Below are 24,367 nucleotides of genomic sequence, written 5' to 3'. Positions count from 1 at the left end.
GGACGCGCCGATCGGCGGGAAAGCTCAGTACGCGTACACGTCGAAGGCGCTCTGCGGGATCTCCTCCGGCACGGAGGCGTCCTCTCCGAGGTCGTTGGCGTCCACCCACGTGCTCTCGGCCGGAGCCTTGACGCTCACCCGGGAGCCCCAGCCGGTGTAGCGGGTCTCGGTGACGCCGACGGTCTTGCCGAGCACGCCGAAGTCGAGCGTCCAGGAGGTCCGCAGCTGGGTGATCAGCCCCTTGCCGTTCACGCCGAGCGCGTACGACACCTTGATCTTGCTGACCGGGCCGGTCAGCTTGCTCCCGTACGCCTTGGCGATGTCCTTGTAGGAGATCTCACCCTTGTACGTGCCGCCCTTGGAGCTCTTCGCCTTCGTCAGCAGCAGCCTCAGCACCTTCGGCTCGAAGACGTCGACCGGCTGGTTCATGGTGGCGCCGGCGGGCGAGTCGGAATAACGCAGCCACTTCTTGCCCTCGGGCAGATCCTTTCCGTAGATGCCGCCCTGCACGTACGTGTGGCCGCCCACACTGATCAGCCGGTCAGGGCTGAGGGACGTGCTGCGGCGGTTCTTGGTGGAAACGTCGACGCCGACGACGCCGCTCTTGCCGAACGCGAGCCGGCCGCTCGACTTCTCATTGGCCATGGTCTTTCCGTTGACCGTGGTGCGGGCCGTCTCGGTGAAACGCACGCCGTGACCGGGCACGTACTGCTTGCGCAGCGCCTTGACCGGGTCGATCGGGGCCGCCTGGGCGGCCGGCGCGGCGATCACGAGTGTCGCGGTGCAGGCCGTGGCCAGGCCCGCGAGAAATCGCTTCATGGGATTCCCTTGATTCGGTTAATGAGGGGTCCGGGAATCCTGTCAATCGAAGATCACGAGCATATCTCGACGCACTCGTACGGCGGTGCCGATTCGGTGCGCATTTCGTGCAGGCGGTCGCGTTCAGGAAGTGAGATGACCGTCACACAAGGGGAGAACCGCGACCCGGTGACCTGGGCAGGGCGCGCTTCGGGCTAGGCTTCACTGGCGGAAACGCCCGGCACGCACGGGGTTGCCCGGGCCGTCGAACATCAGTCGGATAAGCAAGGACGGACCCTCGTGGACCTGTTCGAACATCAGGCGAAGGAGCTCTTCGCTGACTACGGCATCCCGGTGCCGCGCGGCATCGTCGCCAACACCGTGGAGGAGGTGCGGGCGGCGGCCGAGGAGCTGACCGGCCGCGTCGTTGTCAAGGCCCAGGTCAAGACGGGTGGCCGGGGCAAGGCCGGCGGTGTGAAGGTGGCCGACGACGCCGCCGACGCCGTCGGTAAGGCCACCGCCATCCTCGGCATGGACATCAAGGGCCACACGGTCCACAAGGTGCTCGTGGAGGAGGCCAGCGCGATCGCGGAGGAGTACTACTTCTCCTTCCTGCTCGACCGCGCGAACCGCACCTTCCTCGCGATCTGCTCCGCCGCCGGCGGCATGGACATCGAAGAGGTCGCCCACAACACCCCGGAGAAGGTCGCCAAGGTGCCGGTCTCGGCGCTGGACGGCGTCGACCGGGCCACGGCCCGCGAGATCGCGCAGGCCGGCGGCCTGCCGGAGCGGGCGCTCGACGGCGCCGCCGAGCTCATCGAGAAGCTCTGGAACTGCTTCGTCGACGAGGACGCCACGCTCGTCGAGGTCAACCCCATGATCCTGTCCGCCGACGGCCAGGTGAAGGCGCTCGACGGCAAGGTCACGCTCGACGACAACGCCGCCTTCCGCCAGTCCGACCACGAGGCCCTGGCCGACAAGGCGGCCGAGGACCCGCTGGAGGCGCGGGCCAAGGAGAAGGACCTCAACTACGTCAAGCTCGACGGCGACGTCGGCATCATCGGCAACGGCGCGGGCCTGGTCATGTCCACCCTCGACGTCGTCGCCTACGCGGGCGAGGCGTTCCCCGGCAAGCCCTCCCCGGCCAACTTCCTCGACATCGGCGGCGGCGCCTCGGCCGAGGTCATGGCGGCCGGCCTGGAGATCATCCTCTCCGACCCCGACGTCAAGTCGATCTTCGTGAACGTCTTCGGCGGCATCACCGCCTGCGACGCCGTCGCCAACGGCATCGTCGCGGCGTTCAAGCTGCTGGAGAGCCGCGGCGAGGCCGTGACCCACCCCCTGGTGGTCCGCCTCGACGGCAACAACGCCCAGCTCGGGCGGCAGATTCTGGCCGACGCCGCGCTCCCGCGGGTCGAGCTGGTGGACACGATGGACGAAGCGGCCAAGCGTGCCGCCGAGCTCGCTGCGGTAGGTGCGTGACTTATGGCCATCTGGTTGACGGAGAACAGCAAGATCATCGTCCAGGGCATGACCGGCGGTGAGGGCACCAAGCACACCCGCCGCATGCTCGCCTCGGGCGCCAAGGTCGTCGGCGGCGTCAACGCCCGCAAGGCCGGCATCACCCACGAGGGCCTGCCGGTGTTCGGCACGGTCAAGGAGGCCATGGAGCAGACCGGCGCCGACGTGTCGGTCGTCTTCGTGCCGCCGGCCCACGCCAAGGCCGCCGTCAAGGAGGCCGTCGACGCCGAGATCCCGCTCTGCGTGGTCATCACCGAGGGCATCCCGGTGCACGACTCCACCGAGTTCTGGGCCTACGCCGTCGCTAAGGGCAACAAGACCCGCGTCATCGGCCCCAACTGCCCCGGCATCGCCTCCCCCGGCGCCTCCAACGCGGGCATCATCCCGGCCGACATCACCACCGCCGGCCGCATCGGACTGGTCTCCAAGTCCGGCACCCTCACCTACCAGCTCATGTACGAGCTGCGTGACATCGGCTTCTCCACCTGCGTCGGCATCGGCGGCGACCCCGTCATCGGCACCACGCACATCGACGCGCTCCAGGCGTTCCAGGACGACCCCGACACGGACGCCATCGTGATGATCGGTGAGATCGGCGGCGACGCCGAGGAGCGGGCCGCGGCCTACATCGAGCAGCACGTCACCAAGCCCGTCGTCGCCTACGTGGCCGGTTTCACCGCGCCCGAGGGCAAGACCATGGGCCACGCCGGGGCCATCGTGTCCGGCTCGGCCGGCACCGCCCAGGCCAAGAAGGAGGCCCTGGAGAAGGTCGGCGTCCGCGTCGGCAAGACCCCCTCCGAGACGGCCCGCCTCATGCGCGAGGTCATGCAGTCCCGCTGACCTTCTCGCGCCGGCGGCACGGAAGCCGTGTCGCCGGCGCGGGTCACGGGTGCTTTGAGGTAAATGGCGATCGGCGGCGCGTCAACCAAGCTTTGGTTGGGAAAGATTGAGAAAATCGCCTACTGTGACGGCGATTCTCGACCAGCTGCGGACTGCCCCCCGCTCGGTCCTCGGCAAGCTCCCCGGGGTCTCCGGCGACGACGACGAGACCCGCAGGCCGCTGCCGGTCTCGGGAATGCTGGCCGCCGCCTGCACACTCGGGGTCGGCCTGGCCGCCCTCACCACGCTCACCCTGGTCGGCTGGATCGCCGCGCCGCGTGGCGCGATGGGCGCGGGCCTGCCGGGCGTCTTCCGTACGGCCGCGCAGCTCTGGCTGGCCGCCCACCACGCCGGGTTCGCCATCCCCGGCGGCCGGGTCGGGCTGCTGCCGCTCGGCCTCACCATCCTGCCCGCCATGCTGCTCTACCGGGCCGGGCGGTGGATGGCCCGCGACGCCGACCTGCGGCTGCGCCTGCCCGCCCGGCTGCCCAAGAACAGCCCCCGCGAGCAGGCCAGGGCCCGCCGCCGCGCGCAGCTCGTGCTGGTCGCCCAGGCCGGGGTGTCGCTCGCGGCCCCCTACGCGCTGCTGGCCGGGCTGATCGCGCTCGTGGCGAGCAACGAGATCACCCAGCCGTTCCTCGGCGAGGTGCTGCTCAGCCACTTCGTGCTGGCGTTCCTCGCGGGGGCGCTGGCCACCGCGCGGATGATCGGGCCGTGGCGGGTCATGCTGCGGCTGCTGCCCGAGCGGGTGCGCGCGCTGACCGTCGGCACCGCGGTCGCCACGGCGCTGCTGCTGGTGGCCGGGCTGGTCCTGGTGCTGGTCGCCGTCGTGCTCAACTTCGGCCAGGTCAAGCAGCTCTCCGACGTCCTGTCGCCCGGGTTCGTGGGCGGCGTGCTGCTGGCGCTGCTCCAGCTCCTCTACCTGCTGAACGCGGTCATCTGGGCCTCGTCGTACATCTCAGGACCCGGGTTCGCGATCGGCGCCGACACCCTGGTCGCGCCCACCGGGGTGCAGCTCGGCACGGTGCCGAGCCTGCCGCTGCTGGGCGCGCTGCCGGAGAGCGGGCCGGTGCCGGCGTGGATGATGGCGGTGATCGCGCTGCCGTTCGCGGCGGGGGCGGTGGCCGGGGTGTTCGTGGCCCGGATCTCGCCGTCGCCGTCGTACGAGGCCGCGCCGCTCTGGGGGTTCCTCACCGGCGTCTCCGCGGGCGTCGTCGCGGGCGTGCTGGCGGCGCTGTCCGGCGGCCCGATCGGCGGCGGCCGGCTCGCCACGGTGGGCCCCTCGCCCTGGGAGGTGGCGCTGTCGGTCGCGCTGGAGGTCGGGGTCGCCTCCGGGATCTCCGCGGGCGTGACCAACCTGCTGCTGCTCAGCAAGCGCGCCCGTACGCCGCTGGACAAGGCCGCCGTGCCCGTGCGCAAGGCGGGGGCCGCGATCGCCAAGGCGGCCAGCAAGGTCGGCCTCGCCGAGGCCGATCCGCGCCCGCTGCCCGGCCACTGGATGGACGCCACCGAGGCCGACACCCAGGAGATCCCGGTCATCAGGGACGACTGGCAGGACGAGCACGCCACGGCGGAGGCCGAGACCCTGGCCCAGGCCAGGCCGCGCCTGCCGGAGCCGAGCCCCGACCGGTCCCGCCCGGCCCGCAAGGACATCGTGGACGAGTCCGACGACCGGGGCGGCCACGTCATCTACGTGGACCCGTACGCCTGGGACCGCGACTGAGCGGGCTCAGGTCTGCATGGTGCCCAGGAGCTCCAGCACGTCGGGCGGCAGCTTGCGCTGGGCCGCCTCCCTGAACTGGGCGAAGCACTCACCCTGCGACGAGACCGTGGTCGCGCCCTTCATGCACTCCTGGTAGGCGGAGTATTCGTTCATGAGGTAGAGCTGCATGCCCGTGGCCAGGGCCGACAGCACCAGCGCGATGGAGGACACGGTGATCCCGCCGACGGCCGCGCCCGTGGGTTTGCCCGCCCCCCTGAGCAGTGGCAGCGCCCGCAGGCCCGCCACGAGCGCGAACAGCGCCATGACCAGACCGGCCAGCGGCAACATGAACGTCATGGCGAGCGCCGCGATCGCCAACCAGATCGCGCGGCGTCCCGCCGACTCGGCGGGCTGCTGGCCTGCCGGTGCCTGCACCGGTGTCGACACCTGACCTCCTCTGCGTCGCCGGACCAGGAACAGATACCCTGGCAGCCCCACCCTGTTTCCTCATTGGAGTATGCGTGTCAAAGGCTGGGCGGCTCGTCGTCCTCGTCTCCGGCTCTGGAACCAACCTACAGGCCCTTCTGGACGCTTCCGCCGACCCGGCGTACGGTGCTCGCGTGGTAGCGGTCGGTGCCGACAGGGAGGGAATCGAAGGGCTGGCCAGGGCTACCAGGGCACAAGTCCCGACTTTCGTCGAAAAATTGGGCGAGCATCCGACGCGCGCCGACTGGGACGCGGCCATCGCGGCCAGGATCGCCGCGTACGAGCCCGACCTGGTGGTGTCGGCGGGCTTCATGAAGATCCTGGGCACGCCCACGCTCCAGGCTTTTCCCGTGCTCAACACGCATCCGGCACTGCTGCCGTCGTTCCCCGGGGCCCACGGCGTGCGCGACGCGCTGGCCCACGGGGTCAAGGTCACCGGCTGCACGGTCATGCTGGCCGACGAGGGGGTCGACACCGGTCCCATCGTCGCCCAGGAGGCGGTGCCCGTGCTCCCGGACGACGACGAGGCGGTCCTGCACGAGCGCATCAAGACCGTCGAGCGCCGCCTGCTCGTCGACATCGTCGGCCGCATGGCCCGCGAGGGCTGGACGGTCAGCGGACGCACCGTCCGCATCGGCAACCAATCAGGAGGGGAATCCACGTGACTCGCATCGCCATCCGGCGCGCGCTGATCGCCGTCTACGACAAGTCCGGCCTCGAGGAACTGGCCAGGGCCCTCGACGGCGCCGGAGTGGAGATCGTCTCGACCGGTGGCACGGCCGCCGCGATCGCGTCGTACGGGATCCCGGTGACCAAGGTCGAGCAGCTGACCGGGTTCCCCGAGTGCCTGGACGGGCGGGTCAAGACCCTGCACCCGCGCGTGCACGCCGGGCTGCTGGCCGACATGACCAAGCCCAGCCACGTCGCCCAGCTGGAAGAGCTGGAGATCGACCCGTTCCAGCTCGTCGTGGTCAACCTCTACCCGTTCCAGCAGACGGTGGCCTCCGGCGCCGCCGACCAGGAGTGCGTCGAGCAGATCGACATCGGCGGGCCCGCGATGATCCGCGGCGCGGCCAAGAACCACAGCACCTGCGCCGTCGTGGTCGACCCCGGCTCCTACGGAGAGGTGTTCAAGGCGCTGGGCGAGGGCGGCTTCACGCTGACCGAGCGGCGTCGGCTGGCCGGCATCGCGTACGCGCACACGGCCGCCTACGACGTGGCCGTGGCCAACTGGTTCGGGCAGACGTACGGCGGGGAGGAGTTCCCCGTCTTCGCCGGGGTCGCGTACGAGCGCAAGGCCACCCTCCGCTACGGCGAGAACCCGCACCAGAGCGCCGCGCTCTACAGCGGCGGCACGGGCGGCCTCGCGGACGCCGAGCAGCTGCACGGCAAGGAGATGTCCTACAACAACTACCTCGACTCCGACGCCGCCTGGCGGGCGGCCTGGGACTTCTCCGACCCGTGCGTGGCCATCATCAAGCACCAGAACCCGTGCGGCATCGCCGTCGGGGCCGACGTCGCCGAGGCGCACCGCAAGGCGCACGCCTGCGACCCCGTGTCGGCGTACGGCGGCGTGATCGCCGTCAACCGGCCGGTGACCGTCGAGCTGGCCCGCCAGATCGCCGAGGTGTTCACCGAGGTCGTCATCGCGCCCGCGTACGACGCCGAGGCCCTCGACGTGCTGCGCGAGAAGAAGAACCTGCGCCTGCTGGCCTGCCCGGAGGGCCCGTCCGCGCCGACCGAGTTCCGCCGCGTGGACGGCGGCCTGCTCGTGCAGACGGTGGACCGGGTGGACGCCCCCGGCGACGCGGCCGACCGGTGGGAGCTCAAGGCCGGCGCGCCGGCCTCGCCCGAGGTGCTGGCCGACCTGGAGTTCGCCTGGCGGGCCTGCCGCTCGGTGAAGTCCAACGCCATCCTGCTGGCCGACGACGGGGCCACCGTGGGCGTGGGCATGGGCCAGGTCAACCGCGTCGACTCCTGCCGCCTCGCCGTCACCCGCGCGGGTGAGCGCGCGAGCGGCTCGGTGGCCGCCTCCGACGCCTTCTTCCCGTTCCCCGACGGGCTGGAGGTGCTGGCCGAGGCCGGGGTGAAGGCGATCGTCGAGCCCGGCGGCTCCATCCGCGACGACCAGGTCATCGAGGCCGCCGAGAAGGCCGGCATCACCCTCTACTTCACCGGGGCCCGCCACTTCTTCCACTGATCGTCCCCGAACGGGCGACATGATCTACTAAAGGGCGGCATGAGGCGATCATGCCGCCTTTTGGCAATTTCCGGGGCAAGCATCGGTCATGAGCGGTTAGCCTAAAACCCGCTACTCTACCCATCGAGTCTCCGGAGTAACCCTTGCTCGACACGATGCTGCAGGCCTTCGTCACCTTGAACGGCGTGGCGACCAGCCCCTTCGTCCTGCTGGTCTTCGCCTTCGCCGGCGCCTATCTCGGCATGCGTGTCGTGGAGATCGTGCCGTTCACCCGCCGCATCATCGAACGCCGCGAGGCCCGCTTCGCCAACCGCGACTGACCCGCCCGCATTCCCGCGGCCCTGAGCCGCGACGGCGGGTCAGGCGGCACCCGGAGTCCAGGATCAGGCGCCGCGCGTCCCTCATCCCGTGTCGGCCGTTTCGTAGGCCGACGTCCGTGGGCATTCGTCGTTCAGGTGAAGGTCTGCCAGGCCAGGTTCGCGGCGCCGGCCAGTGAGGCGCGGACGCCGAGCGTGCTCTGCCTTACCTGCACCGCCCGGACGAAGGCGAGCCCCGCCACGTCATCGAGTGCCCGCTCCAACGGCTCGAACAGCACCTTCCCCGCCGCCGACACACCCCCTCCGACGACCACGGTGCCGACCTCGACCGCCGCCGCCGTGGACGCGATCATCCCGGCCAGAGCCCGGGCCCCGCGCTCGAACGCGGCCACCGCCACAGGCTCACCGGCGACCGCGGCCTCGGCGAGCAGCCGCGCATCCGCCTTCGTCGGGTCGTCCTCGGGGATCCAGCCGTTGGCCAGGGCCCAGCGGACGAGGTTGGGGCCGCTGGCATAGTGCTCGACGCAGCCGCGCCCGCCGCACGTGCAGCGTTCGCCGTACGGGTCGATGCTCATATGCCCGACATGCCCGGCGTTCCCGGTGGGACCGAGAAGCGGAGCGCCGTCGATCACGAGGCCGCCGCCGATGCCCGTGGACACGACGATCCCGAGCAGTGATTTGCTGCCCCGGCCCGCGCCGAGCCAGTGCTCGCCGAGCGCGAAGCACTGCGCGTCGCCCGCCAGCACCGTGGGCAGGTCCGTCGCCTTCCGTACCTCGTCGCGCAGCGGGAACCCACGCCAGCTCGGCATGTTGACCGGACTCACGGTGCCGGTGGCGAGATCCAGCGGCCCGGCGCACCCGACCCCGACGGCGACCGCCGGCGGCCCGTCGCCGGTCACCTCCTCGATCAGCGCCGCCAAGGCGGTCATGACGTCCGTACGCGGCGTAGGCCGGGTGCCGGAACGCAACGCGGACCCTTCCTCGTCCACTAGCGCGGCGGCGAGCTTGGTCCCTCCGATGTCAATGGCGAGTACGTAGGTCATCAGTGTTTGTGATGGTTGTCGGGCTGGCGAGGGTCGCCAGGGTGTTCCAGTCCGGGCACCAGCGCGACCTTCTCGGCACGCATCCGGTCGAGCCACCTGGCGAAGGTTCTCCGGCGGGCGGCCTGCAGAAGATCAGCGGAAGCGGCCTGTGGCGAACGTGGTCGCTGCTGTGGCTGCGGCAATTCTGGCATCGGTGGGATCACTTCCCCTTCATCCGGCGGTCGTGTCGGAGACGGTGGTGGTGCTGTGGCGGCTGGAGCTGATCGGCCGGTGGAGGCGGGGCCCGGTGTGGCGAGGGCTACGTGCCAGCCCAACCTGTCCTGGACCGGGCCGACCAGAGTGCCGTACGGGTGGCTGGTGAGGGACTCGGCGAGGGCGGCCGGCAGCGAGGCGAGGTCCACCTGGCCGAGTGACTCAAGGTCGTCGGCGGTGGCGCGTTCCGCGGCGGCGCGATCCGAGAACAGGCGGTGGCGTACGTTGTGGGTGCCGGCGGTCGGGCGGGACGGCCGGGGCCGCCACTCGGCGGGAACCGCGGTGGCCCTGGTGACGTGCTCGAACACGGCGCGCACCCAAGGGCTGCCGTTGTAGGCGGCGGCGTTGATCGAGCCCAGTTCGACGGCCGCCAGGCGGTCCAGCGGCGGGCCTTCGAGGGGAGCCAGCCCTTCGGCCCTGGCAGTGGTCTCGCACAGGACCTCGGTCAGGACGACCTGGGTCAACCACCTGGCCAGTTGGCGGGCCTCAGCGGTGCCAGGCGAGGGAAGGGCGGCTTTCAGCGGGCCGTGCCGTAGGTCGGCGATGCGGCGGTCGAGGAGCTCACGCGGGACCGGACGACCGCCGACCCAGCCCATCACCTGACCGACGCCGGGCGCGGCGGCCGCTCCCGTCGCGGGAGGACGGGGCACGTCCACGGGAGGAGGAGCCGTGGGGGCGGCGAGCGGCTGGGCCTGCGAGTGGGAGGTCATCGGGTCACCTCCAGGCGGATCGCCGGGGTGTACTGGCAGCGGCCGTACCACATGACCTTGGCCAGGGCCCAGGCGTGGCCGACCGGCGCGTCCACGGGGACCTGGACCGGGAACGACACCTCGGCCGTCTCGCCGGCCCCCACGGCGAACCCCTGGATGACCTCCGGGAGCAGGGACCAGGTGCCCCAAGGGGAGGCGAGCTGCGCCTCGCCGCGAATCTCGTCGGCGGTGGAGTTGCGCAGCCGGAGCGTGAGGGCGGCGCGGTCGCCGGGGCGCAGGCTGAGGGCGTCCGCGACCGGGGTGACGGACAGGCCGGTGGGCCGGGCGTCGTCGGCGGTGGTGCCCCCGAGGGCGTCGCCCGTGGACGGCGGCGGGCCGGGAACGGGGAGCTCGGGGAGGTCGTCGCCGACGGCGACGGTGGTGACGTCCTCGATGAGCTGATCGCCCACGGTGGTGCGCGCGGAGATGAAGTGCAGGCCGATGGCGGGGGACGCGGGCGGGGTCACGGTCACCGGGAAGCGTAGGTGGCCGCCGGGAGGAAGCCGGAAGGGACGCCGGGACGGGGTGGCGGCCCAGCCGCCGGGGACCCGGAGGTCCACCACGCCCTCGTGGCTGTCGGCGGTGAGCTGGGAGGAGAGAACCACCTCCACCTCGAACGGCTCGCTCGCGGTGGGGACGAGGCCCGGCGTGACGGACACGGCGATCGGCAGGTAGCCGAGCGGGGCCGGACCCTTGTTGTGCAGCCAGTAGCGGCTGTAGACGGGCTGGGCGCGTTCGGCTGTGGCGCCGAGGTCGGGCGCTTCGGGCGGTGAGGGTGGCGCAGGGGTCAGGTAGGTGGCGACCTCGAAGCCGGTCAGGGTGAGGTCGCGAACGGGGTTTCCGGCGTCCTCGCGAGCTTCGGGGCGTTCGAGCAGGTCGGCGGGGGTGAGGGCGTCGAGGGGGAGGACCGGGGAGCTGAGCGTGACCTGGGTCCCGAGCCCCGTGGACTCAATCAGACGGAGGGTGACACTGCCCCCAGAGGGGGAGGCAGGGGCGGTGGCGGTGGTTGAGGGGAGGGTCGGGTCGGGGAGGTGGCCGTGGGCGTGGGGGTTGCCGGTGGCTTTCAGGGTGCTCAGCAGGACGTTGCGTGGCGGGGTGATGGTCAGAAGGGAGTGGGCCTGGGGGAGGGGGCCGTCCTGGGGGCCCAGGACGCGGGGGAGCAGCGGGGTGATGTGCTCCTGCCCCCGGGCGGGCAGGTGCAGGGCGCGCCAGTCGCCCTCGCCCGCCACCAGCGAGTACGCGAACTCATGCGTCCAATGCTGAAGCTGGAACCCGGAGCCGTCCGGAGTGGCACGGCGCGGCGGATCGAGCCAGATGCCCGACGGCCAGCCCGTGCACGACCGCATCAGCGACAGGTGCAGCGCCCCCGACGGATCGACGGCGAAGCCGGGCAGGCCGTAGGTGAGGAGCGCGACCGTGCGGGGATCGAGGCGTTCGGCGCCCAGCGGGCACAGGGCCTCGATCGTGGCGTCGGCGAGGTCGGCCACCAGGTCGCCGACCGGGCCGGCGACGATCAGCGCGGGCAGGGCACGCAGGTCGCGCAGGTCGGCGCTGGGCTGCCAGACCTCGGCGAGCGGCCGTTCGGCCGGGATCCAGACCCGGGGCGCGCCGGACTTGAGCGCGTCGAGGTAGGCCGGGTCGGCGCGGTCCAGCAGCTCGGCGGCCACCGGATTGGTGTCGGGACCGCCGAGGACGATGCGTACGTCCGGCAGGTTGGAGTCGACGTCGAGCCAGCCGTAGCGGGTGCCGGGCGCGGTGGACGTGGTCGCCGTCACGCCCGCCCGAGCCAGGGCCACCACCAGGTCGCGGGCCGCCGGGGCGTCGGCGGCGTCGGGCACCACGACCTCGGCCACGCCCAGCGCCCGCGCCCCCGCCTCGCCGAGGTCGACCTTCGCCGTGGCGGACAGGCCGAACCAGGTGTTGGCCGGGTTGTCGAGCGTCCAGGGGTGCTCGGCCGAGTCGACGTCGGGCAGCGCGAACCCGCGGCTCACCACCGCCCCCGCCACGTCGGACACCGGCAGCGCACCTTCGACGAAGGCCGGGAAACGCACCCGCAGCAGGCGGTCGGCGCCCGTGTGGTCGAGGACGCGGGTGGTGAAGTCGATGCGGTCGGAGCCGGTCAGCAGGGTGACGACCTGCTCGTAGGCGATCTCGCCGACCTGGCCGGTCACGGTGAGGCGGCTGCCGAGCGGGCTCTGCTCGGCGTGGACGCCCCGCGCGGCGGTCTCGCCGGACCCGGTGACCGCGCCTGTGGGGATGAGGTGCCAGGGACCTTCGCCCATGTCGGGATGGGTCGGGTATTCGTGGTAGAGACGCAGCTCGTTGCCGAGCCCGGTGAGCAGCTCGCGCCCGGTGGACAGGTCGACGACCGAGGCCAGCGCGCCGCCCCTGGCCGGGTCGGCGCTCACCCGCCAGCGGTCGTTCTCGATGGTGGCGCCGTCGAGCGGACGCCAGGCCGGGGGCGAGCCCTCGACCACCCGGTACGTCCGCCAGCCCAGCGACGGCACGTCCCGCGCCAGGAAGGTCAGCGTGCCGTCCTCGGCGACGGCCGGCACCTCCTCCGAATCCGCCGGCTCCTCTGGACCTTCCGGCGACGGGCCGGCCACGGTGTGCCCCGGCGGCAGCGGCACGCGGACCAGGCCGTCGCGGGCGAACGACAGCGTGTTGGTCACCACCACAGCCGGCTCGGTCAGCCGGACCTGCCCGGTGAGCGCATCGAGCGCGTTGTCCCTGGCCGCGCCCGCCAGGTCATATGCCTCCCGCCACCCCGTCAGCAGGTCGATGTAGACCTGGTCGGACTCGGACCCGGTGATCGCGTCGTGGTGCGCGCCGTAGGAGAGCTGCCGCCACACCTTGTCGAGCGCGGTGTGCGGGTAGCGGCCGAGGCCGAGCGCCGCCGCGAACGCCGACAGCCGCTCGGCGTCCAGCGCGGCCACCTCGGCGGCGCGCTGGGCCTGCTTGGTGTCGATGTAGGAGACGTCCTTGCCGGTGTAGACCGGGTTCATGTCGCGGGTCTGGGGGCTGTATCGGGGCAGCTCGGCGCGTACGGCGTCCAGGAAGTCGCGCGGCGTGGCGCAGACGAACCGGGGCCACACGTAGCGGGCTGCCCAGGCGCGGTGGATGTCGGTGACCCACTTGTTGGGCGGGGTGTAGTCGGTGCCGACCGGCAGCAGGACGTGCCTGGTCGCGGCCACCGGCTTGAGCGAGCGATAGAGGTCGTAGACCGCCTGGCAGGCGTCCTCCAGGGTGGGCGCGGAGTCCATCCACCAGCCCGCGGAGTAGTGGGCGGGCATGTAGTGGGTGAGCACGCCCCGCCCGGACGGCGAGATCCACTCGAACTCGCTCGGGAACTGCATGAGGGCCGCGTCCTTCTTGGCCTCGCGGAAGTTCTTGCTGATCGGGCCCCACTGGTGGAACGGGCCGCGCGCCCAGGCGCTCCCGGTGAGCCCGGCCGCGGCAAGATAGCCGGGGAACTGCGGATCGTGCCCGAACACGTCGAGCTGCCAGGCCGTGCGCGGATCGCCGCCGAGGATGTCGCGCTGGTAGCCGATGCCTTGGACGAGGTTGCGGATCGTGGTCTCGGCGCCGGTGAGGTTGGTGTTGGGCTCGTTGTAGGTGCCGCCCACCAGCTCGGCCCGGCCCTCGGCCATGAGGGCGCGCAGGTCGGCGCGGCGCTCGGGGTGGGTGTCGAAGAACGGCTTGAGATAGTCGACCTCGGCCAGCACGAAACGGTAGTCGGGGTCGCGCAGCGCCAGCTCGATGTGCGCCTCGACCAGCGCGAACGCGTTGCGCTCCCACAGCGGCCTGGTGGTGGCGTCGGCGGAGAGCAGCTCCCACGGGCTGGTGTAGGCGGCCTGGGTGTTCCACCACACGGGGTCGTAGTGGAAGTGGGAGATCAGGTGCATGGTCCAGCCGGGCTCCTCTGCCGTGACCGTGACCTCCAGGGACTCCTCGCCGTCGAGGGTCAGCACGCAGGGCACCGCAGTGCCGGGCGGCACGGCGACCTCCAGCGGCACCTCCAGGACGCCCACCGCGTCGGCGGGGACGGTGACCGCTCCGCCCGCCAGCCGTACGCCGTCGCCGCGCAGCTCCAGGACGGCCTCGCGGTCGGCCCGTGAGGCGAGGGTGAGGCGCAGGACCTGGTGCGGGGCGGCCTCGGTGCCGACGAACAGGTCGGTCGGCTCGGCGGAGAGCAGGCGGCGGGAAGGCAAGGGGGACCTCCGGGTGAAGCTTGGACCTCCGGGTGGAAGGTGGAAGAGCATGCCGGCGCCCGTAACACTAGGCCCTCGTGGTGACCATGACAACGATGTCATACGCCGCCTGTGGATAACCCCGACCGCACTGCCCGCGCCCTGTGGACGACGCCAGGGCCCGAGGCCCTCGAGGGCGTGCGGCCGTCGGGGCGTTCCGGCGGAGGGGAGCGGGTGTGCGGCGGGTGGGGCCCGGCATGGAAGGATTGCCGCATGAGCGCAGTGAAACTCGACGGCAAGGCCACGGCCGCCAAGATCAAGGCAGACCTCACGACCCGGGTGGCCGCGCTCAAGGAGCGCGGCATCACGCCGGGCCTCGGCACCATCCTCGTCGGCGACGACCCCGGCAGCCAGATCTACGTGGCGGGCAAGCACCGCGACTGCGCCGAGGTCGGCATCGCCTCCATCCGCGTCGACCTGCCGGCCACCGCCACCCAGGCCGAGGTCGAGTCGGCCATCGACGAGCTCAACGCCTCCCCCGAGTGCACCGGCTACATCGTCCAGCTCCCCCTGCCCAAGCACCTCGACACCATGGCCCTGCTGGAGCGGATGGACCCGGCCAAGGACGCCGACGGCCTCCACCCGGTCAACCTCGGCCGTCTCGTCCACATGGTCGAGGCCCCGCTCCCGTGCACCCCGCACGGCATCGTGCTGCTCCTCCAGGAGTACGACGTACCGATCAAGGGCGCCGAGGTCGTCGTCGTGGGCCGCGGCATCACCGTGGGCCGCTCGCTCGGCCTCCTGCTGACCCGCCGCAGCGAGAACGCCACCGTCACCCTCTGCCACACCGGCACCCAGGACCTCGCCGCGCACACCCGGATGGCCGACATCGTGGTGGCCGCGGCCGGGGTGCCCGAGCTGATCAAGGCCGACATGATCAAGCCGGGTGCGGCCGTGCTCGACGTCGGTGTCTCCCGCGTCGAGGGCAAGATCGCCGGTGATGTGTCGCCCGAGGTCGAGGAGGTCGCGGGCTTCCTCACGCCCAACCCGGGCGGCGTCGGCCCGATGACCAGGGCGCTGCTGCTGTCCAACGTCGTCGAGGCCGCCGAGCGCCTCTGACGTCCCCCGCTCAGGACGGCTCAAGGCTGGAAGCCGGGGTCGACGGTCACGTTCACGTCGAGCAGCAGGGGCTCCTCGCGGGCGGCCAGCGTGGGCACCACCTCCTCCAGCGCCGCCACCAGCTCGGCGTGGCCGTCCACCTTGCGGGCGGGGCAGCCGAGCGAGCGGGCCAGGGCGGCCAGGTCCACCTCGGTGAACGGCGGCCACGGGGCCTTGCCGCCCCGCTGGTCGGCCAGGCGGTCCATGATCGCGTATCGGCCGTTCGCCAGCACCAGGAACAGCGCGCCCACCCGGTAGTGGGCGGCGCTCCACAGGGCGTGCACGCCGTACAACGCCGAGCCGTCGCCGACGACCGCGACCACGGGCCGGTCGGGGAGCGCCATGCGCAGGCCGACCGCCGCGGGGAGGGCGAAGCCGAGACCGCCCATGGCGGCCGACACGAAGCCGAGCGGGTTCCTGGCGGGGACGAGCCGGTGCAGGTCGGGGCGTGAGGACGGGGTCTCCTCGACGAGCACGGCGTCGGCGGGCAGCCGCAGGGCCAGCTCGTGCAGCACGTGCGCGGCCCGCAACGGCCGCCCGGCGGCAGGCAAGGGGGGCAGCCCAATGCCGGCCGCCCCCCGGCCCGGCGTCGAAGCACGGGCCCCGACAGCTGGCGCAGGACCCTCGACGGCCGATGTCGCGGAGTCGTTGGGCGCGGTGGTGGGGAGGAGGAGGGCTGACAGGCGGGTGCAGGTGGCGGACGGGGCCGCCAGGTAGGCCAGGTCGGCCGCGCTCCGATGGGCCTCCGACGGATCGTCGGTGATGACCACGACCGTCGTCCCCGGCGCGACCAGCGGCCCCGGCACGTACGGGTACTGCCGGAACACCGGCGCCCCCACCGCCAGCACCACGTCGTACGCCCCCAGCGCCGCCCGCAGCCGCGCCCGGTCGGCGGGCAGCACCCCGGCGTACTGCGGGTGGTCCTGCGGGAACCCGGCCCGCCCGCCGAACGACTCCTGGAACACCGGGCACCCCAGCCGCTCCGCCAGCGTCACCAGGGACTCCCAGTCCGCCCCCGCCCCGGACACGATCGCCGGCGCGCGCGCCCCGGACAGCAGCGTCACGAGCGGCGCGAGGTCGGCGTCGGCCACGCCGGCGGGCCGTACCACCCGCGTGGGCGCGGCGACGACGTCCTCGGCCCATGCGGCGTCCCAGTCGTCCATCGGCACCACGACCAGGGCGGGCCCGCGTCCGGTGACCGCCTCGTGGCAGGCCCGCGCGACGGCTCCGGGCACGTCCTGGGGCCGTACCGGCTGGTTCGTCCAGACGGGGTAGTCGCCGGCCAGCCCGGCGAGCCGTCCGGCCAGGAACGGCTCCAGCGCCAGGTGCCGCCGGTCCTGCTGCCCGACCAGGATCACCAGCGGCGCCCGGTTGACCCGGGCGGTGGCGATGGCCCCGACGGCGTTGCCGAGCCCGGCCGTGGTGTGCAGCACGGCGAGGGCGGGGGCCTCGCGCCCGAGGGCGAAGCCGGTCGCCATGCCGACCACCGAGCCCTCGTGCAGGGCCAGGACGAAGCGCAGGTCGTCGGGGAGCCCGGTCAGCAGCGACACCTCGGTGGAGCCGGGGTTGGCGAAGATCGTGGTCAGCCCGTGCCGCCTGAGCACGTCGAACGTGGCCTCCCTGACGGTGCCCACCGCGCCTCCCTAGCCCGCCGAACCCATGCCGGCCCCACCGCCGTGGTACCACGCCAGTACCCGCCGCTCCACCTGCCGGAACAGGGCCGACAGCCCGAGCCCGAGCAGGCCGAGCAGCAGGATGCCGCTCCACATCTCGGCGATCTGGAACTGCCGCTGGAACAGCACGATCGTGAACCCGAGCCCGCTGGAGCTGGCGAACATCTCGCTGATGACCATGAGGATGATCCCGATCGACAGGGCCTGCCGCAGGCCGGTCATGATCTGGGGGCTGGCCCCGCGCAGCACGAAGCGGCGCAGCCGGGACTGCCCGCGCACGCCGTACATCCGGCAGGTGTCGGCCAGCACCTCGTCCAGCGCGCGCACGCCCTCGACGGTGTTCAGCAGGATCGGCCACACGCAGCCGGAGACGATGACCAGCACCTTCATCGGCGTCTCGATCCCGGCCAGCAGCATGATCAGCGGCACCAGCACGGGCGGCGGGATCGCGCGGAAGAACTCCAGCACGGGCTCCAGCGTGGCGCGCAGCCGCGCCGACAGCCCGATCGGCACGCCGAGCGCCACGCCGAGCACCCCGGCCAGCGCGTAGCCGGCCAGCAGCCGGCCCACGCTCGGCAACACGTCGTCGAGCAGCCGCGCGGAGAACCAGGTCTCGGCGAACGCCCTGCCCACGGTCACGGGGTCCGGCAGGTAGAACGTGCTCCCGCTGACCGCCCACCACACGCCGACCAGCAGCGCGGGCAGCGCCAGCAGCCGGACGGCCCTCACGCCGCCTCCTCCGACCGTACGGCCGGATGCCAGGCGAGCACCCGGCGTTCGAGCAGCCGTACGGCGGCGTTGACCGCGATCCCGACCAGCCCCGCCAGCACGATCAGCGCGTACACGGCCGGGACGGCGCCGCTGCTCTGCGCCACCTGGATCTCCGCGCCGAGGCCGGGGCTGCCGATCACCAGCTCCGCGGTGACCGCCAGGATGAACGCCACCGCCGCCGCCAGCCGGAGCCCGGTCATCACGTACGGCAGCGCGCTCGGCCACAGCAGGTGCCGCACCCGCGACCAGGCCGACAGCCCGTACGCGCGGGCGGTGTCATGGGCGACGGGGTCCACGGCGGCGACGCCGTACAGGACCTGGATGAGGACCTGCCAGAACGCGGCGTAGACCACCAGCAGGAGCGTCGAGCCGAGCGACGGCCCGAACAGCAGCGTGGCCAGCGGCACCAGCGCGACCGACGGGATCGGGCGCAGGAACTCGACCGTCGAGTTCGTCATCGCGCGCAGGCCGGGGACGGTCCCGATGACCACCCCGGCGACCACGGCGGCGGCGAAGGCGATGGCCAGTCCCAGCGCCCAGCCGCGCAGGGTCTCGCCGAGCGCCGCCCACAGCTCGGGCGTGCCCAGTTCGGCGGCCAGCGTGGCGAGGACGCGGGAGGCGGGCGGCAGGAACCGCTCGTCCACCAGGCCGAGCCGCGGCACGGCCTCCAGCAGCAGCAGGAGGCCGCCGAGCCCCACCAGCCCGTGGCCCGCGCGGGCGAGCGCCGCCTTCAAAGGAAAGCGGCTCACGGCAGGAGCGCCGCGACGTCGACCTTCTCCTTCAGCACCCCGTCGCGCAGCGCCAGGTCGGCGACGGTCTGCACGGAGGCCCGGTTGACCTCGGCCGGCCACTTCGGCAACACGATCTTCGCGATCACCTCGGGCGCGATCTTCGTGTACGTCCCGAGCACGTCCCTGACCTCGCCGGGATGCCCGTCGGCGTACTCCAGCGACTTGCTGACGGCCGCCGCGAACCGCTTGGTCAGCGCGGGGTCGGTGCGGCCGGTGGTGAAGTACATGGCGACGGTCAGGTCCGGCGCGGTGTCGGCGAAGTTCCAGGCCACGGGCCGTGCTCCCTGACTGACGGCCTGGCTGACGAACGGCTCGACCACCCAGATCGCGTCCACCCGGCCGCTCTGCAGCGCCGCGGGCGCGTCGGGGAAGGGCAGCTCGACGAACTCGATGCCGCCCGGGTCACCGCCGGCCTTCCTCACGGACGCGCGTACGGTCGTGTCGCCGATGTTCTTGAGCTGGTTGACCGAGATCTTCCTGCCCGCCAGGTCCTTCGGGCTCCTGATGGGGCTGTCGGGCCTGACCAGGACGGCGCTGAAGTCCTTGCCCTGCTCGCCGGTGGAGGAGACGCCGTTGGCGATGACCTTGACGTCGAGTCCCTGCTGCTTGGCGGTCAGCAGTGAGGTGACGTTGGCGAAGGCGAACTGGAACTGGCCGCTCACCGCGCCCGTGACGGCCGCCGCCCCGCCCTGGACGGGGGTGATGGCGAGGTCGATGCCCTGCTCCTTGAAGAAGCCCTTGGCCAGGCCGAGGTGGATGGGGGCGGTGTCGACGATGGCGATGACCCCGGCGTTGACCTTGGTCAGCCCGGACGGGCCAGGACCGCCGGTCGCCGCGGGCTCCGCGCCGCCGCACGCGGACAGGGCGGTGGACAGGGCGGCGACCGAGGCGGTGAGGAGGACGAGAGCGCGACGCACGGCTGCTCCTGTTGTGTTCGCTCTGCGCACATGACTTCTCCGACCGAACGACCCCGTATCGCGGAAGCTACCCCTCTCCGGGCTCGTGTCAAGGGATCACGGTCACTCCTCAGCGGGCGCGGTAGCGGTCGGTCGCCTGGCGGGTGGCCCGGATGGCGGCGTCGGCCCGGTCGTACGTGCGCTGCGCCAGCCCCACGAAGATGCAGTCCACGATCAGCAGCTGGCTGATCCGGCTGGCCAGCGCCCCGGGGCGGAAGGCCGTCTCCCGCCCCGCCGACACCAGCGTGTGATCGGCCAGCTCGGCGAGCGACGAGCGCGGGTTGTTGGTGATCGCGACGACCGCCGCCCCCGCCTCGGCCGCCGTGCGGGCGGGCACCAGCACGTCGGGCGTCTCCCCGCTGCAGCTGATCGCGACCACCACGTCACCGTCCTTGAGCAGGGCGGCGCTGGTCAGAGCCAGGTGGGCGTCACTGAAGGGGTGGCTGGACAGCCCGATGCGCAGCAGTTTCTGCGACATGTCGGCGGCGACCAGGCCCGAGGCGGCGACGCCGTACACGTCCACGCGGCGGGCGACGGCGATGGCCGAGACCACCTCGCCGAGCTGCTCCGGGTCGAGCTGGGCGGCGGTGTCGGCGAGCGCGTCCGACTCGGCCCGCGCGACCTTGGCGATCACGTCGGTCAGCGGGTCGTCCGGGCCGAGGTCGCCGGGCACCAGCCGCTCGGGCTCCTTCGCGACGGCGGCGGCGAGCGCGAAGCGCATCTGCGAGTAGCCGCCGAAGCCGAGGGCCCGTGCGGTCCGTACGATCGTGGCCTCGCTGGTGCCGGACACCGCGCTGAACTCGGTGATCGTGCTCCGTACGACCAGCCCCGGGTCGTCGAGGATGATGCGGGCGATGGCCTGGGCCGCCGGGGTGAGTGAGGGCAGCACGGCCCGTACGGCGGCGACGGGGCTGGCCGGTTCCACGGCGCTCATTGGGTCAGCCGTTCTGCCGCGGCCTGGGCGGAGACGCGGGAGATGCCGTGCGTGGCGACGTGCGCGGCGCCGACGGGCGGGCCGGGGATGCCGGTGTCCACGACGATCGCGTCCGGACGGGCCGCGACCGCCGCGTCCACGACGTCCCGCACCCAGGCGTGCCGCGCGGCGTCATGCACCACCAGCACGAGAGGCCGCCCGCCGAGGTCGGGCAGAGAGGCGCCGCGTTCCAGGCGGATCTTGGTCGTGCCGGGCAGCAACGCGGCCAGGGCGGCGGTGATGCCGGTCGGCGTGTCCGGGTCCACGGCCTGGCTGAGCCGGGTGTTGACCTCGACGACCAGCGGCGCCCGGTCGAGCCGGGCGGTCCCGGTCACGGTGAGCGCCGCGCGGGCGGCCGCGAGGCCGACGCCGGGATCGACGTCGGCGCGGGCGGCCTCGCGGTCGGCGGGGCGGGCGGCGTACCAGTCGGACAGCGCCCGCACCCGCCCGGCCGCCTCGGCCAGGCGCTCCTCGGGCAGGAGGCCGTCCCGTACGGCGGCCACGACGGTGTCGCGGATCTCGCGCAGCCCGTCCTCGCCGACGACCCCGATGCAGATGGCGTCGACGCCGGCGTTGAGCGCGCGCACCGCGATCTCGCCGGGTGAGGCCATCGCGGCCACCGCCCGCATCTCGATGGCGTCGGTGACGACCATGCCGTCGAAGCCGAGCTCGCCCCTCAGGAGCTCGGTCAGCGCGGCCCGGCTGAGCGTCGCCGGCGCGTCGGCGTCGAGCGCGGGCACCAGCAGGTGACCCGTCATGACGGCCCGCACCCCGGCGTCGATCGCGGCGCGGAACGGCGGGAGGTCGCGGGCGAGCAGCTCCTCGCGGGAGGCGTGCACGGTGGGAAGCGCCAGGTGGGAGTCGGTGACGGTGTCGCCGTGGCCGGGGAAGTGCTTGGCGCAGGCGGCCACGCCGGCGCCCTGCATCCCCCGGACGAACGCCGCCGTGTGCCGGGCCACCAGGTCGGGATCGGGGCCGAACGAGCGGACCCCGATGACCGGATTGGCGGGGTTGGCGTTGACGTCGGCGGAAGGCGCGTAGTCGAGGGTGATGTCCAGCTCCGCGAGCATGCGGCCGATCTGCCGGCCCACCCGCTCGGTGAGCCCGGCGTCGTCCACGACGCCCAGCGCCCGGTTGCCGGGGAAGGAGCTGCCGGCGCCCACTTCGAGCCGGGTGACGGTGCCGCCCTCCTCGTCGATGGCGACGACGACGCCGGGGTTCTCGGCGCGCAGCTCCTTGACGAGCGGCGCGTCGATGGCGTTGCGTGCGAACAGCACGACGCCGCCGAGACCCTCGCCCAGCGCGCGGCGCAGCCAGTCGGGGGCGGAGGTTCCCTCGAACCCCGGGTGCAGCACCGCCAGCGCCAGTCTGTACAGGTCACGGCTCATCGGCATTTTCCTTCACGGTTGTTGATCTGAAGGTAATTTTCTGTCATCGTCGCCTTCGATACAACCACTTCCGAGAGGCCACCCCCCATGCCGAGCAGAAGGACTCTCCTGAAGGGTCTCGCCCTCGCGGCCGCCGCCACGGCGGTGCCGCTGCCCGCTTTCGCCGAGACCGACGCCGCGTACGTGCCCCCTCTGCACCAGATGCGCGGCATGTGGATCGCGTCCGTCGTCAACATCAACTGGCCGTCCAAGCAGGGGCTCACCGCCGACCAGCAGAAGGCCGAATATCTCGCCTGGCTGGACCTCGCCGTGCAGCGCGGGCTCAACTCGGTGTTCGTGCAGATCCGGCCGACGGCCGACGCCTTCTGGCCGTCGCCGTTCGAGCCGTGGTCGGAGTACCTGACCGGCAAGCAGGGCCAGGACCCCGGCTACGACCCCCTCGGCTTCGCCGTCGAGGAGACGCACAAGCGCGGGCTGGCCTTCCACGCGTGGTTCAACCCCTACCGGGTGTCGATGCAGGCCGACCCGGCCAAGCTGCACCCCGACCACCCCGGACGCAAGCACCCCGACTGGATCGTGCCGTTCGGCGGCAAGCTCTACTACAACCCCGGCATGCCGGAGGTCAGGAAGTTCTGCCAGGACGCCATGATGGACGCGGTCACCCGCTACGACATCGACGGCCTGCACTTCGACGACTACTTCTACCCGACGAACACCACGGCCTTCGACGACAGCGCCGCCTTCGCCCAGTACGGCGCCGGCTTCCCCGACCTCGCCGCCTGGCGGCGCAACAACGTCGACCTCATGGTCCAGGAGATGCAGCAGCGCGTGCTCCAGGCCAAGCCGGACATCGCGTGGGGCATCAGCCCGTCAGGCATCTGGCGCAACAAGGGCACCGACCCGCTGGGCTCCGAGACCAACGGCGGGCAGTCCTACGACAACCTGCACGCCGACACCCGCGGCTGGGTCAAGAAGGGCTGGCTGGACTACATCGCGCCGCAGCTCTACTGGTACATCGGCCAGCCGCCGGCCGACTACTCCAAGCTCGTCCCGTGGTGGTCGGACGTGGCGAGCGGCACCCGTACGCTGCTGTGGATCGGGCAGGCCGCGTACAAGGCGGGCGACCCCGCGCAGGCCGCCGAGTGGCAGGCGCCGGGCGAGCTGTCCAGGCACCTCACGCTCAACCGTGAGCATCCCGAGATCAGCGGCGACATCTGGTACAACGCCAACGACGTCAAGGTCGACAGGATCGGCTCGATCTCGACCGCGGTCAAGGACCACTACCAGAGGCCCGCGCTCGCGCCCGTGCTGCCCAGGCTGGCCGACGGTGAGCCGCCGCGCCGACCGGTGGTCGCGTACGCGCTGCGCCGCCCCGGCGGCGTCGAGGTGCGGGCCGTCGCCACCGGCAAGGACGAGCCGTTCCTGTTCGCGATCTTCCGCTTCGACAAGCCCGCCGCCGCCGACGCCTTCGCCGACGCCCGCAACCTGGTCGCGGTCGTGCCCGGTGACCGCCAGGTCCGGTGGACCGATCCTGACGGCAAGCGCGGCGACCACTACTACGCCGTGGCGGTGGACCGGGCCAACCGGACCAGCAAGCCCAGCAACGGTTTCAGGGTCCTGTAAGCCGGGGCGGCCACGCGCTTCGCGGGCGTGCTCCGCGCACGCGCGTCGCCGGCCCGATCCTGACCCGCGACTTTCTGACCCGCGACGAGCACGGCGGGCGACCGCACCGGATCTCGTGAGGATCCGGTGCGCGGCGCTCGCCGCTGCTCCGACCCACGCCGTGGCTCCGAACGCTGCCGGAACCCCTCGCCGTAGCCCCGGTCGCGACGAGCTCCCCTACGAAGCCCTGCGCCCTGCCGGTGACGGCTGCTGCTCGGCCGGGGCTCCCGATGACCGCTGCGGGGGGACCACAGGGGTCGGGCGTACCAGTCCGAGCGCGACGACCTCGTTGGCGAGGCGGGTGCGCCGGTTGGTGCCCTCCGGGATCCTGAACTTCTGGTAGAGCCGCAGCAGGTGCTGCTTCACCGCGGCCTCCGTCACGACCAGGTCGTCGGCGATCTCACGCGCGGTGGCGGGGGCGACGAACGCCTCGTCCGACAGCGCCGGCCGGCAGAGCGAGGTCAGCACGTCGACCTCGCGCCTGGTCAGCTCGGGCGCCGCGGCCCTGCGCAGCTCGACCTCGGGGGTGAAGTCCTCACGGGGGACTCCACCGATGCGACCCCGCGCCGCGCCGAACGAGACGACGTCGCCGTCGTCAAGGACCCTCCGGGCGATCGGCCTGCCGTTCACCCGAGTGCCGTTCCTGGACAGCCCCAGGTCGACGACATACAGGTAGGGTCCTCGTCTGACGAACTCGGCATGGAGTCGAGACACGCTGGGATCGGTGAGCCGGATGTCGACACCCCGGCCTCTTCCGACCGTCGTGATCTCGGGGCGCAACGGGATCACCTCACCGGTGTCCTCGATGCGTATGAACGGCCCCTCCACGGCAGTTCCTCCCCAGGTAGCCCGCCGTAA

General features: G+C 72.4%; 20 protein-coding genes. 8 read left to right on the top strand and 12 right to left on the bottom strand.

Annotation, left to right across the window (positions count from 1 at the left end; genetic code table 11):
* Positions 1-24: 24 nt before the first annotated feature.
* A complete protein-coding gene (locus tag SMD20_RS25045; protein ID WP_329585250.1) occupies positions 25-819 on the bottom strand; it encodes a hypothetical protein in 795 nt (264 codons plus the stop codon).
* A 279-nt stretch (positions 820-1,098) separates the two neighbouring features.
* On the opposite strand from SMD20_RS25045, the gene sucC reads away from it, so the two are divergent.
* From sucC to SMD20_RS25030, 3 genes are all read left to right on the top strand, one after another.
* The gene (gene sucC, locus SMD20_RS25040; protein ID WP_329585247.1) at positions 1,099-2,280 is read left to right on the top strand and encodes an ADP-forming succinate--CoA ligase subunit beta; all 1,182 of its coding nucleotides are present in this window, start codon (positions 1,099-1,101) and stop codon (positions 2,278-2,280) included.
* A 3-nt stretch (positions 2,281-2,283) separates the two neighbouring features.
* A complete protein-coding gene (sucD, locus tag SMD20_RS25035; RefSeq protein ID WP_329585244.1) occupies positions 2,284-3,159 on the top strand; it encodes a succinate--CoA ligase subunit alpha in 876 nt (291 codons plus the stop codon).
* A 124-nt stretch (positions 3,160-3,283) separates the two neighbouring features.
* Positions 3,284-4,921: a cell division protein PerM gene (locus SMD20_RS25030; RefSeq protein WP_329585241.1), complete on the top strand. Its 1,638-nt coding sequence runs from the start codon at positions 3,284-3,286 to the stop codon at positions 4,919-4,921.
* Between the two features lie 6 nt (positions 4,922-4,927).
* On the opposite strand, the gene SMD20_RS25025 is transcribed toward SMD20_RS25030, so the two are convergent.
* Positions 4,928-5,347 carry a hypothetical protein gene (locus SMD20_RS25025; protein ID WP_329585239.1) on the bottom strand — a complete coding sequence of 140 codons (420 nt, stop codon included), beginning with the start codon at positions 5,345-5,347 and terminating at the stop codon, positions 4,928-4,930.
* A 74-nt stretch (positions 5,348-5,421) separates the two neighbouring features.
* Between SMD20_RS25025 and purN the strand changes: the two genes are divergently transcribed.
* The 3 genes from purN to SMD20_RS25010 all read left to right on the top strand — a co-directional run bounded on the left by purN (position 5,422) and on the right by SMD20_RS25010 (position 7,906).
* On the top strand, positions 5,422-6,051 hold the full coding sequence (gene purN / locus SMD20_RS25020; RefSeq protein WP_329585236.1) for a phosphoribosylglycinamide formyltransferase: 630 nt from the start codon (positions 5,422-5,424) through the stop codon (positions 6,049-6,051).
* Positions 6,048-7,586 (top strand): bifunctional phosphoribosylaminoimidazolecarboxamide formyltransferase/IMP cyclohydrolase, encoded by a 1,539-nt coding sequence (gene purH / locus SMD20_RS25015; RefSeq protein WP_329585234.1) that lies wholly within the window; start codon positions 6,048-6,050, stop codon positions 7,584-7,586. Before purN ends, purH begins: the two co-directional genes overlap by 4 nt.
* Before the next feature lie 143 nt (positions 7,587-7,729).
* Positions 7,730-7,906 (top strand): hypothetical protein, encoded by a 177-nt coding sequence (locus tag SMD20_RS25010; RefSeq protein WP_177241046.1) that lies wholly within the window; start codon positions 7,730-7,732, stop codon positions 7,904-7,906.
* 131 nt (positions 7,907-8,037) lie between these two features.
* On the opposite strand, the gene SMD20_RS25005 is transcribed toward SMD20_RS25010, so the two are convergent.
* Genes SMD20_RS25005 through SMD20_RS24995 form a run of 3 tightly spaced genes read right to left on the bottom strand, consistent with a single transcriptional unit; the run spans position 8,038 to position 14,158 of the window.
* A complete protein-coding gene (locus SMD20_RS25005; protein WP_329585228.1) occupies positions 8,038-8,946 on the bottom strand; it encodes an ROK family protein in 909 nt (302 codons plus the stop codon).
* The gene (locus tag SMD20_RS25000; RefSeq protein WP_329585226.1) at positions 8,946-9,908 is read right to left on the bottom strand and encodes a DUF7158 domain-containing protein; all 963 of its coding nucleotides are present in this window, start codon (positions 9,906-9,908) and stop codon (positions 8,946-8,948) included. The genes SMD20_RS25005 and SMD20_RS25000 overlap by 1 nt, the downstream gene beginning before the upstream one ends.
* A complete protein-coding gene (locus tag SMD20_RS24995; RefSeq protein WP_329585225.1) occupies positions 9,905-14,158 on the bottom strand; it encodes an NEW3 domain-containing protein in 4,254 nt (1,417 codons plus the stop codon). Before SMD20_RS24995 ends, SMD20_RS25000 begins: the two co-directional genes overlap by 4 nt.
* 252 nt (positions 14,159-14,410) lie before the next feature.
* Here SMD20_RS24995 and SMD20_RS24990 point away from each other — a divergent pair, with 252 nt between their 5' ends.
* Positions 14,411-15,256, top strand: coding sequence for a bifunctional methylenetetrahydrofolate dehydrogenase/methenyltetrahydrofolate cyclohydrolase (locus SMD20_RS24990; RefSeq protein WP_091090386.1), 846 nt, complete (start codon positions 14,411-14,413; stop codon positions 15,254-15,256).
* 20 nt (positions 15,257-15,276) lie between these two features.
* On the opposite strand, the gene SMD20_RS24985 is transcribed toward SMD20_RS24990, so the two are convergent.
* From SMD20_RS24985 to SMD20_RS24960, 6 genes are all read right to left on the bottom strand, one after another.
* Positions 15,277-16,929: a thiamine pyrophosphate-dependent enzyme gene (locus tag SMD20_RS24985; protein ID WP_329585221.1), complete on the bottom strand. Its 1,653-nt coding sequence runs from the start codon at positions 16,927-16,929 to the stop codon at positions 15,277-15,279.
* Between the two features lie 9 nt (positions 16,930-16,938).
* Entirely contained in the window at positions 16,939-17,697 is a 759-nt protein-coding gene (locus SMD20_RS24980) for an ABC transporter permease (protein ID WP_329585218.1), read from the bottom strand.
* Complete coding sequence (locus tag SMD20_RS24975) at positions 17,694-18,488, bottom strand: ABC transporter permease (protein ID WP_329585215.1); 795 nt, start codon at positions 18,486-18,488, stop codon at positions 17,694-17,696. Before SMD20_RS24975 ends, SMD20_RS24980 begins: the two co-directional genes overlap by 4 nt.
* Positions 18,485-19,447: an ABC transporter substrate-binding protein gene (locus SMD20_RS24970; protein ID WP_329585212.1), complete on the bottom strand. Its 963-nt coding sequence runs from the start codon at positions 19,445-19,447 to the stop codon at positions 18,485-18,487. Before SMD20_RS24970 ends, SMD20_RS24975 begins: the two co-directional genes overlap by 4 nt.
* Positions 19,448-19,556: 109 nt before the next feature.
* Positions 19,557-20,420, bottom strand: a complete 864-nt coding sequence (locus SMD20_RS24965; protein WP_329585210.1) for a MurR/RpiR family transcriptional regulator — start codon at positions 20,418-20,420, stop codon at positions 19,557-19,559.
* A complete protein-coding gene (locus SMD20_RS24960; protein ID WP_329585208.1) occupies positions 20,417-21,847 on the bottom strand; it encodes a glycoside hydrolase family 3 protein in 1,431 nt (476 codons plus the stop codon). The genes SMD20_RS24965 and SMD20_RS24960 overlap by 4 nt, the downstream gene beginning before the upstream one ends.
* Before the next feature lie 87 nt (positions 21,848-21,934).
* On the opposite strand from SMD20_RS24960, the gene SMD20_RS24955 reads away from it, so the two are divergent.
* A complete protein-coding gene (locus SMD20_RS24955; RefSeq protein WP_329585205.1) occupies positions 21,935-23,470 on the top strand; it encodes a glycoside hydrolase family 10 protein in 1,536 nt (511 codons plus the stop codon).
* A gap of 216 nt (positions 23,471-23,686) precedes the next feature.
* On the opposite strand, the gene SMD20_RS24950 is transcribed toward SMD20_RS24955, so the two are convergent.
* Entirely contained in the window at positions 23,687-24,337 is a 651-nt protein-coding gene (locus SMD20_RS24950) for an FHA domain-containing protein (RefSeq protein ID WP_020543670.1), read from the bottom strand.
* Positions 24,338-24,367: the final 30 nt, after the last annotated feature.

Source organism: Nonomuraea sp. LP-02 (assembly GCF_036289125.1).
In the GTDB taxonomy this organism is placed as follows: Bacteria; Actinomycetota; Actinomycetes; order Streptosporangiales; family Streptosporangiaceae; genus Nonomuraea; species Nonomuraea bangladeshensis.
Note: the sequence above shows the minus strand (reverse complement) of the source record. Positions and strands in the feature narration are given on the sequence as shown.

Bases quoted from the DNA above. Each gene is read 5' to 3' on its own strand.
- SMD20_RS25045 (WP_329585250.1), bottom strand. From the start codon at position 819: ATGAAGCGATTTCTCGCGGGCCTGGCCACGGCCTGCACCGCGACACTC.
- sucD (WP_329585244.1), top strand. From the start codon at position 2,284: ATGGCCATCTGGTTGACGGAGAACAGCAAGATCATCGTCCAGGGCATG.
- SMD20_RS25005 (WP_329585228.1), bottom strand. From the start codon at position 8,946: ATGACCTACGTACTCGCCATTGACATCGGAGGGACCAAGCTCGCCGCC.
- SMD20_RS25000 (WP_329585226.1), bottom strand. From the start codon at position 9,908: ATGACCTCCCACTCGCAGGCCCAGCCGCTCGCCGCCCCCACGGCTCCT.
- SMD20_RS24990 (WP_091090386.1), top strand. From the start codon at position 14,411: ATGAGCGCAGTGAAACTCGACGGCAAGGCCACGGCCGCCAAGATCAAG.
- SMD20_RS24965 (WP_329585210.1), bottom strand. From the start codon at position 20,420: ATGAGCGCCGTGGAACCGGCCAGCCCCGTCGCCGCCGTACGGGCCGTG.
- SMD20_RS24960 (WP_329585208.1), bottom strand. From the start codon at position 21,847: ATGAGCCGTGACCTGTACAGACTGGCGCTGGCGGTGCTGCACCCGGGG.
- SMD20_RS24955 (WP_329585205.1), top strand. From the start codon at position 21,935: ATGCCGAGCAGAAGGACTCTCCTGAAGGGTCTCGCCCTCGCGGCCGCC.